This is a genomic window from Pseudomonas sp. 34 E 7, from assembly GCF_900005715.1.
GTDB classification, from domain to species: Bacteria; Pseudomonadota; Gammaproteobacteria; order Pseudomonadales; family Pseudomonadaceae; genus Aquipseudomonas; species Aquipseudomonas orientalis_A.
In genome coordinates this window covers 21,828-30,466 of sequence record NZ_CVTX01000169.1, presented here as the reverse complement: position 1 = coordinate 30,466, position 8,639 = coordinate 21,828, and the positions used below count along the sequence as shown (strand labels likewise).

The following is an 8,639-nucleotide window of genomic DNA, read 5'->3' as shown; positions in this document are numbered from 1 at the left end:
CAAGCCTGCGTTCGGCCAGCGTGGTTTAACGGGGCGCCTGAGATCAAAAGCAGATCAAGATCAAGAGCGGCTCGCTTCGCATCGTGGTTACGGTTGGGCGCTGTTGAGTTGTGTAGATACTTATGGCTATCGGGGGCAAGCTCCCTCCCACATTGGTTATTCAACACTTTCGAAAAATGTGTTCAATCGGCCTGCGGGCTTAACCAGCCGCGAACTCGCCGGTAGAGCTGTTCCTGCTCGGCGGCATCGTTGCCGGGCAGGGCGTGGAGTTGCACCGGCTTGTAGCCTTCGTTCTTGCCGCGCTTGGCCGCCTGGATACGGGCCAGTGCGTTTTTGCCGTCCTGGGCGCCGTCCTGGTAGAACACATCCGCCGTAGGTACTTTCAGCGCTGGGGCCAATTGCTGCAGGTCCGGTTGACGAGCGGCGGGTGTCTTGCCGGCCACCATCACCAGTTTCTGCACCTGGGCGGGTTGTTTCTCGCTCAGGTAACGCGCAGCCCACCATGCGCCGGTGCCGTGACCGAGCAGTGCCACACTGCGGGCGCCCTGGGTCTGGGCGAAGGCGACGGCAGCGTCGATGCGGTCGAAGATACGTTTGGCGTCGGTCTTGTCCTGTTCATCCGCGCCCGGTACCACTGCCGGGTCAGTGCCTTCGGCTTCCGCGCTGGCGGCCTGTTCGACGGGTTTGGCGACCGTGCTGCCGTCCTTGCTGCTGGTATCGACCGCCGCTTTGGGCGGCTCGATGACGCGTGGCGGCAAGGTGTCCAGATTGACGTCCGGCAATGACAGGCTGAGGGTGCCCCAGGCAGCGTCCGGCAGTTTGCGCCGCAACGGGCCGATCGCTTGCGGCCAGTCGGCATTTTCGCCGGCACTTGGCACGATAATCACCACGCCCTGGGGTTCGGCGCTGTTGGCGGGCCTCCACAGGGCCAGGAACGACTCGCTGCCGGCCTGCAATTGTTGTTGTTCCTGTTGCGCAACCTGGCGTTCGAGCGCGCGGGCTTCTGCCTCGCTGCGCTCGGGCAAGGGCTGGCGCTCGGCGGGTTTTTCCGCGACGGCTGCAGGCGCATCGGCGGCTTGAACAGAAAAGGCGCTGGTAAATAGCAGCGACAGGCACAATGCTGGCAGTGCCGAACGGTTTAGAGGTGGCATCGTTAAATCCCGGCCGGAAGATCCCAGCAGCCTAATGGGTTGATCGGTATTTGTCAGTGATGTGAGACGTGGATCATGGGTTTTCGCTTGCTGCTGGTTATCGGCTGTCTGTGTGTTGCCTTGATGGCGAACGCAGCGCCTGCCCCCGTCGTGCCCCAGGCGCAACTGGATGCGCAGCAGCGTGCGTGGCTGGCGCAGCACCCGCAATTGCGGGTGGGCCTGGTGTTGCAGGCGCCTTACGCGCAATACGACCGACGGCTGCAGCGGTTGTCCGGGGCCAATGTCGAGTTGATGCAGTGGCTGGCCAGGGCACTGGGCATCGAGCTGACCTGGCGCAACTTTCCCGATCAGCAGCAATTGGAGGCCGCCGTGCGCGACGGCGAGGTGGACATCGCCCCCGGCCTGCAGCAAACCCCGGCCGGCTTGCGCCTGTGGTTGTTCAGCGACCCTTATATGCGCGTGCCCCAGCATATTGTCGGTATTCGTGAAGGCGGCGGCGCGGTGGAGCTGGAAAAACTCGACGCACAATCGCGCATCGCGGTGCGCATGCCCAGCACGGTGGCCGACTACCTGCGCAGCACCTATCCCAACCTCAACCTGCAAGGCGTGCCCATGGAGCGTCAGGCCCTGCAGTTACTGGTGAGCCGGCAGGCCCGCTATGCGGTGGTGGATGAGGCGCAACTGGGCCGGTTGTCCGGCGAGGCGGAGTTTGCCGGGCTGGCGGTGGTCGGCGATATCGGCCTGCCGCAGTTGCTGCGGGTGGCCACGCGGCGTGAATGGCCGCAGCTGGCCGGCATCATGCAAAGCGCCTTGCGGGCGATACCCGCCCGCGACCTCGACCAATTGCACAGCCGCTGGCTGCAGCCTCAGTACCCGCGCTTATCAAACGCCATGGGTGTGTGGAAAAACCTCAGCGTGCTGCTGGGCCTGATGCTGCTCGCCAGCCTCGCGGCGGTGCTCTGGCAGCGCCGCCAACAACGCAACCTGGAGCACGACCTGTTGGCGGCGCGAGAGGAAAGTGCGGCGCGCGCCGCTGGCGCTGAAGCCTTGCGCCTGACGCAGTTTTCCATCGATCAAAGTACGGTCGGCATCCTGTGGGTCAATTGGGACAGTCACGTGCGTTACGCCAATCGCGCCGCCGAAACCATGCTCGGCTATGGCGCTGGCGCATTGATCGAGCGACCGCTGATCGATTTCGACCCGACATTGACCATGGACCGCTGGCTCAATCTGTGGAAACGAGGGCGGGCCAGCGAGGAGGGCGCGCAGACCTTCGCCACCGACTGCCTGCGCGCCGACGGCAGCATCCTGCCGGCAGACGTGTCGTTGAGTTTTCTGCGCTTTGCCGACGGCGAGTACCTGGTGGTTTACCTGACTGACGTCACCGAGCGCCGCCGTTATGTGGCCGCCCTGCTGCAAAGCGAGGCACAGTTGCGCCAATTGTCAGCCCACCTGGAAACGGTGCGCGAAGAAGAAAAGGCGCGTATCGCCCGCGAAGTACACGACGAACTGGGGCAGATGCTCACCGTGCTCAAGCTGGAAACCTCAATGTGTGAATTGGCCTATGCGCAACTCGACCCGGGCCTGAACGAGCGCTTGAACAGCATGAAGCGCCTGATAGCCCAGCTTTTTCAATTGGTACGTGATGTCGCGACGGCGCTGCGCCCGCCGATTCTCGACGCCGGCATTGCCTCGGCCATCGAATGGCAGGCACGACGCTTCGAAGCGCGCACGCAGATTCCCTGCCTGGTACGCGTCCCGGAAAACCCGCCAATACTGAGCGACGCCAAGGCCATCGGCCTGTTCCGCATCCTGCAGGAGGCGCTGACCAATGTGATGCGCCATGCCCAGGCGCATACTGTGGAGCTGACGCTGGGCGTGGATGGCCCGAACCTGCGGCTGACCATCAGCGATGACGGTATCGGTTTCGTGCAGGCGCAGGGGCGAGCGGTATCGTTCGGCCTGGTCGGCATGCGCGAACGGGTACTGATCATGGGCGGGCAGTTGAGCCTGGTCAGCGAGTTGGGGGAGGGCACCACCCTGAGCGTCACGGTGCCGCTGGATGCATAACGATAAGAGGAAACCCCTGTGATCCGCGTACTGGTAGCCGAAGACCACACCATTGTCCGGGAAGGCATCAAGCAATTGATCGGCCTGGCCAAGGACCTGCTGGTGGTAGGCGAAGCGAGCAATGGCGAGCAATTGCTCGAGACCCTGCGCCATGTGCCGTGCGAGGTGGTGTTGCTGGATATCTCCATGCCCGGCGTGAATGGCCTGGAGGCTATCGCGCGTATCCGCGCGCTGAGCAACCCGCCGGCGATCCTGGTGCTGTCCATGCACGATGAGGCGCAAATGGCCGCCCGCGCCCTGAAGGTGGGTGCGGCCGGCTATGCCACCAAGGACAGCGACCCGGCATTGCTGCTGATGGCGATTCGCAAGGTCGCGGCGGGTGGGCGCTATATCGACCCGGACCTGGCAGACCGCATGGTCTTCGAAGTCGGCCTGACGGATTCGCGCCCCTTGCACTCGCTGCTGTCGGAGCGCGAGTTTTCGGTGTTCGAACGTCTGGCACAAGGCGCCAACGTCAACGACATCGCCCTGCAGTTGGCCCTGAGCAGCAAAACCATCAGCACGCACAAGGCGCGCTTGATGCAAAAGCTCAATATCACCTCCCTGGCCGAGTTGGTGAAATACGCCATGGAACACAAGCTGTTGTAGCGGCGTATCCATCAGCGACACCTCAAGAACGCCGCCGAGCCTGTTCTTGCCGCTTGCAGCTCGTCGCTTGCAGCTGCACTGTCCCATGCCCGCCATCCGTGTAGGGCGATCCCTACCCCGAACCTTCCATCCGGCTGATGGGATTCTCTCCTCGCCCCCGATTTCCGGGGCCTCGCGCCTGGACTAGGCTTGTGTCACAGCGGTCCAAAACACAAAGGTGCGGGTATGAGCGAGGTGGATTCAAATGATGTGCTGGTCAGCTTTCGTGGCGTGCAGAAAAGCTACGATGGCGAAAACCTGATCGTCAAAGACCTCAACCTGGAGATTCGCAAGGGCGAGTTCCTCACCCTGCTCGGGCCGTCCGGTTCGGGCAAGACCACCAGCCTGATGATGCTGGCCGGCTTTGAAACACCCACCGCCGGCGAAATCCAGCTGGCCGGACGCTCGATCAATAACGTGCCGCCGCACAAGCGCGACATCGGCATGGTGTTCCAGAACTATGCGCTGTTCCCGCACATGACCGTGGCCGAGAACCTGGCGTTTCCCCTGTCCGTGCGTGGCTTGAGCAAGACCGACATCAGCGAGCGGGTCAAGCGCGTGCTGAGCATGGTCCAGCTCGACGCTTTCGCCCAGCGCTACCCGGCGCAACTGTCCGGGGGCCAGCAACAGCGGGTGGCGTTGGCTCGCGCGTTGGTGTTCGAGCCGCAGCTGGTGCTGATGGACGAACCCCTCGGCGCCCTCGACAAGCAATTGCGCGAACACATGCAGATGGAAATCAAGCACCTGCATCAGCGCCTCGGCGTGACCGTGGTGTATGTGACCCATGACCAGGGCGAAGCCTTGACCATGTCCGACCGCGTGGCGGTGTTCCACCAGGGCGAAATCCAGCAGATCGCCGCGCCGCGCAGCCTGTATGAAGAGCCGAAAAATACCTTTGTGGCCAACTTCATCGGCGAAAATAACCGCCTCAATGGCCGTCTGCACAGCCACACCGGCGAGCGCTGTGTGGTGGAGCTGGCGCGCGGCGAAAAGGTCGAGGCGCTGGCGGTGAACGTCGGCTCGATCGGCGGCCCGGTGACGCTGTCGGTGCGTCCGGAGCGCGTCAGCCTCAATGGCGCAAGTGACCGCTGCATCAACCGTTTTTCCGGGCGGGTGGCGGAGTTCATCTACCTGGGCGACCACGTGCGTGTGCGCCTGGAAGTTTGCGGCAAGACCGATTTTTTCGTGAAACAACCGATCGCCGAGCTGGACCCGGCCCTGACGGTCGGCGACGTAGTACCGATTGGCTGGCAAGTCGAGCACGTTCGCGCACTCGACCCACTTCTAGAGGCGAATTGATCGCCCCCTGGCTTCACCAACCCTGCACGTGGAGAGCACAACAATGTTGAGATCCCTTAAGTATTCGGCCCTGGCTATCGGCCTGATGGGCGCGACACAGGCCATGGCAGGCCCGGACCTGACCGTCGTTTCCTTTGGCGGCGCGAACAAGGCGGCCCAGGTCAAGGCCTTCTATGCCCCGTGGGAAAGCGCGGGCAACGGCAAGATCATTGCCGGTGAATACAACGGTGAAATGGCCAAGGTCAAAGCCATGGTCGACACCAAGAGCGTGTCCTGGGACCTGGTGGAAGTGGAGTCGCCTGAACTGTCCCGTGGTTGCGACGAAGACATGTTCGAGCCCCTCGACCCGAAACTGTTCGGCAACAGCGCCGACTACGTCAAAGGCGCGATCCAGCCCTGCGGCGTGGGCTTCTTCGTGTGGTCGACAGTGCTGGCCTACAACGCCGACAAACTCGCCAGTGCGCCGACCAGTTGGGCGGATTTCTGGGACACCAAGAAATTCCCGGGCAAGCGTGGCCTGCGCAAAGGCGCCAAATACACCCTGGAATTTGCGCTGATGGCCGACGGCGTAGCGCCCAAGGACGTCTACAAAGTGCTGGCCGGCAAAGATGGCCAGGACCGTGCATTCAAGAAACTCGACGAACTCAAGCCGTCGATCCAGTGGTGGGAAGCCGGTGCACAGCCGCCGCAATACCTGGCCTCGGGTGACGTCGTGATGAGCTCGGCCTACAACGGCCGGATCGCCGCCGTGCAGAAAGAAAGCAACCTCAAAGTGGTGTGGAACGGCGGCATCTACGACTTCGACGCCTGGGCCATTCCAAAAGGCCTGGCCAAGGACCGCGCCGAAGCGGCGAAAAAATTCATCGCCTTCTCGGTGCAGCCGCAGCAGCAGAAGATCTATTCGGAAAACATCGCCTACGGCCCGGCCAACACCCAGGCCGTGCCGTTGCTGGCCAAAGACGTGCTCAAGGACATGCCGACCACGCCGGAAAATATCGCCAACCAGGTGCAGATCGATGTGAGCTTCTGGGCCGATAACGGCGAGCAGCTTGAGCAGCGCTTCAATTCCTGGGCCGCCAAATAATCCATGTGGGAGGGGGCTTGCCCCCGATGACGGTGTGTCAGACGACGGCTGATTTGACTGATCCACCGCCATCGGGGGCAAGCCCCCTCCCACAGGGGATCTGTTGTGTTTGACAGATTGCATCCACTTTCAAGACCCGGAGTTTTCCATGGCCCTCGCCATTCCCACCCTCAAGCAGCGCCTGGCCCGTGCCGAGCGGCTCAATCGCTGGAAGGCCCAGGCCTTGATTGCGCCGCTGGTGCTGTTTTTGCTGCTGGTGTTCCTGGTGCCCATTGTTGCGCTGCTCTACAAAAGCGTCGGCAACCCGGAAGTGGTCGCAGGCTTGCCGCGCACAGTGGTGGCAGTGACGGCCTGGGACGGTCGTGGCTTGCCCGGCGAGTCGGTGTACCAGGCGCTCAGTGAGGACCTGGGCGAAGCGCGCAAAAACCAGACCCTGGGCGATCTGTCCAAGCGCTTGAACATGGAACTGGCCGGCTATCGCAGCTTGCTGACCAAAACCGCGCGGGCGCTGCCGTTTACCGACGCGCCGGCCTCTTATAAAGCTGCGCTTGAAACCCTCGACGAACGCTGGGGCGACCCGGCGTACTGGCAGGCGATCCGACGCAATACCAGCAGCCTGACGCCTTACTACCTGCTGGCGGCCGTCGATCACCGTATCGACGACCTGGGCGAAATCGCGCCGGCCACCCCGGACCAGGCTATCTATCTGGATATCTTCGCCCGCACATTCTGGATGGGCCTGGTCATCACCGTGATCTGCCTGCTGCTGGCCTATCCCCTGGCGTACCTGCTGGCCAACCTGCCGGCGCGTAAAAGCAACCTGCTGATGATCCTGGTATTGCTGCCGTTCTGGACCTCGATCCTGGTGCGGGTGGCGGCGTGGATCGTACTGCTGCAATCCGGCGGCCTGATCAACAGCGCCCTGATGGGCATGGGCCTGATCGATACGCCGCTGGAGTTGGTGTTCAACCGTACCGGTGTGTACATCTCCATGGTGCATATTCTGCTGCCGTTCATGATCCTGCCGATCTACAGCGTGATGAAGGGCATTTCGCCAACCTACATGCGTGCGGCGATTTCCCTGGGCTGTCACCCCTTCGCCAGCTTCTGGCGCGTGTACTTCCCGCAGACCTACGCCGGTGTCGGCGCCGGTTGCCTGTTGGTGTTCATCCTGGCGATTGGTTACTACATCACCCCGGCCTTGCTGGGCAGCCCGAACGACCAGATGGTCAGCTACTTCGTGGCCTTCTATACCAACACCAGCATCAACTGGGGCATGGCCACGGCGCTGGGCGGCTTGCTGCTGCTGGCGACGGTGCTGTTGTACCTGATCTACAACCGGCTGGTGGGCGCCAGTCGCCTGCGCCTGAGCTGAGGAGACCCTGCAATGCTGAGCCCTTATATGTCACCGGTGGAACGGCTGTGGTTCTACAGCCTGCGGATTCTGTGTGGCCTGATCCTGCTGTTCCTGATCCTGCCGGTACTGGTGATCATCCCGCTGTCGTTCAACAGCGGCAGTTTCCTGGTGTATCCGTTGCAGGGCTTTTCGCTGCAGTGGTATCAGGACTTCTTCGCCTCGGCCGAATGGATGCGCGCCCTGCGCAACAGCATCATCGTCGCCCCGGCGGCCACCGTGCTGGCGATGGTGTTCGGCACGCTGGCGGCGATTGGCCTGACCCGTGGCAACTTCCCCGGCAAGGCATTGGTGATGGCCCTGGTGATTTCGCCGATGGTGGTGCCGGTGGTGATTATCGGCGTGGCCAGTTACCTGTTCTTTGCCCCGCTGGGCCTGGGTAACAGTTTCTTCTCGCTGATTGTGGTGCATGCGGTGCTGGGCGTGCCGTTTGTGATCATTACCGTGTCGGCGACCTTGCAGGGTTTCAACCACAATCTGGTGCGGGCCGCGGCCAGCCTGGGCGCGTCACCGTTGACCGCATTTCGCCGGGTGACCTTGCCGCTGATCGCGCCGGGGGTGATTTCCGGGGCGCTGTTCGCCTTCGCCACCTCGTTCGATGAAGTGGTGGTGACGCTGTTTCTCGCAGGGCCTGAGCAAGCCACGTTGCCACGGCAGATGTTCAGCGGCATTCGGGAAAACCTCAGCCCGACGATTGCAGCGGCGGCGACGTTGCTGATCGGGTTTTCAGTGGTGCTGTTGCTGACGCTTGAATGGCTGCGCGGGCGGGGCGAAAAGCTGCGTACCGCACAGGTCTAAAACCCGGCACAGATCAAACTGTGGGAGGGGGCAAGCCCCCTCCCACACTGGTTCTTTGTTCATTCAGATAATGACCATTCAGCTCTTGAATGGCAGACAACCCATTTGTCTCAGCTACTCTTGTGCCAGCCCATCT

The 8,639-nt window shown here is 62.4% G+C and carries 7 protein-coding genes; 6 read left to right on the top strand and 1 reads right to left on the bottom strand.

The window, feature by feature from the left end:
- Positions 1-182: 182 nt before the first annotated feature.
- Positions 183-1,151, bottom strand: coding sequence for an alpha/beta hydrolase family protein (locus BFP96_RS22615; RefSeq protein ID WP_065894186.1), 969 nt, complete (start codon positions 1,149-1,151; stop codon positions 183-185).
- A gap of 75 nt (positions 1,152-1,226) precedes the next feature.
- Here BFP96_RS22615 and BFP96_RS22610 point away from each other — a divergent pair, with 75 nt between their 5' ends.
- The 6 genes from BFP96_RS22610 (at position 1,227) to BFP96_RS22585 (ending at position 8,503) form a co-directional block, all read left to right on the top strand.
- Positions 1,227-3,221 (top strand): sensor histidine kinase, encoded by a 1,995-nt coding sequence (locus BFP96_RS22610; RefSeq protein WP_065894187.1) that lies wholly within the window; start codon positions 1,227-1,229, stop codon positions 3,219-3,221.
- Between the two features lie 18 nt (positions 3,222-3,239).
- Entirely contained in the window at positions 3,240-3,869 is a 630-nt protein-coding gene (locus BFP96_RS22605; protein WP_057723679.1) for a response regulator, read from the top strand.
- A 225-nt stretch (positions 3,870-4,094) separates the two neighbouring features.
- Positions 4,095-5,207: an ABC transporter ATP-binding protein gene (locus tag BFP96_RS22600; protein WP_065885515.1), complete on the top strand. Its 1,113-nt coding sequence runs from the start codon at positions 4,095-4,097 to the stop codon at positions 5,205-5,207.
- Positions 5,208-5,250: 43 nt separating this feature from the next.
- Positions 5,251-6,291, top strand: coding sequence for an ABC transporter substrate-binding protein (locus BFP96_RS22595; protein ID WP_065937057.1), 1,041 nt, complete (start codon positions 5,251-5,253; stop codon positions 6,289-6,291).
- Between the two features lie 148 nt (positions 6,292-6,439).
- Positions 6,440-7,666, top strand: a complete 1,227-nt coding sequence (locus BFP96_RS22590) for an ABC transporter permease (protein ID WP_065937056.1) — start codon at positions 6,440-6,442, stop codon at positions 7,664-7,666.
- Positions 7,667-7,678: 12 nt separating this feature from the next.
- On the top strand, positions 7,679-8,503 hold the full coding sequence (locus tag BFP96_RS22585; RefSeq protein WP_065885518.1) for an ABC transporter permease: 825 nt from the start codon (positions 7,679-7,681) through the stop codon (positions 8,501-8,503).
- Positions 8,504-8,639 lie beyond the last annotated feature (136 nt).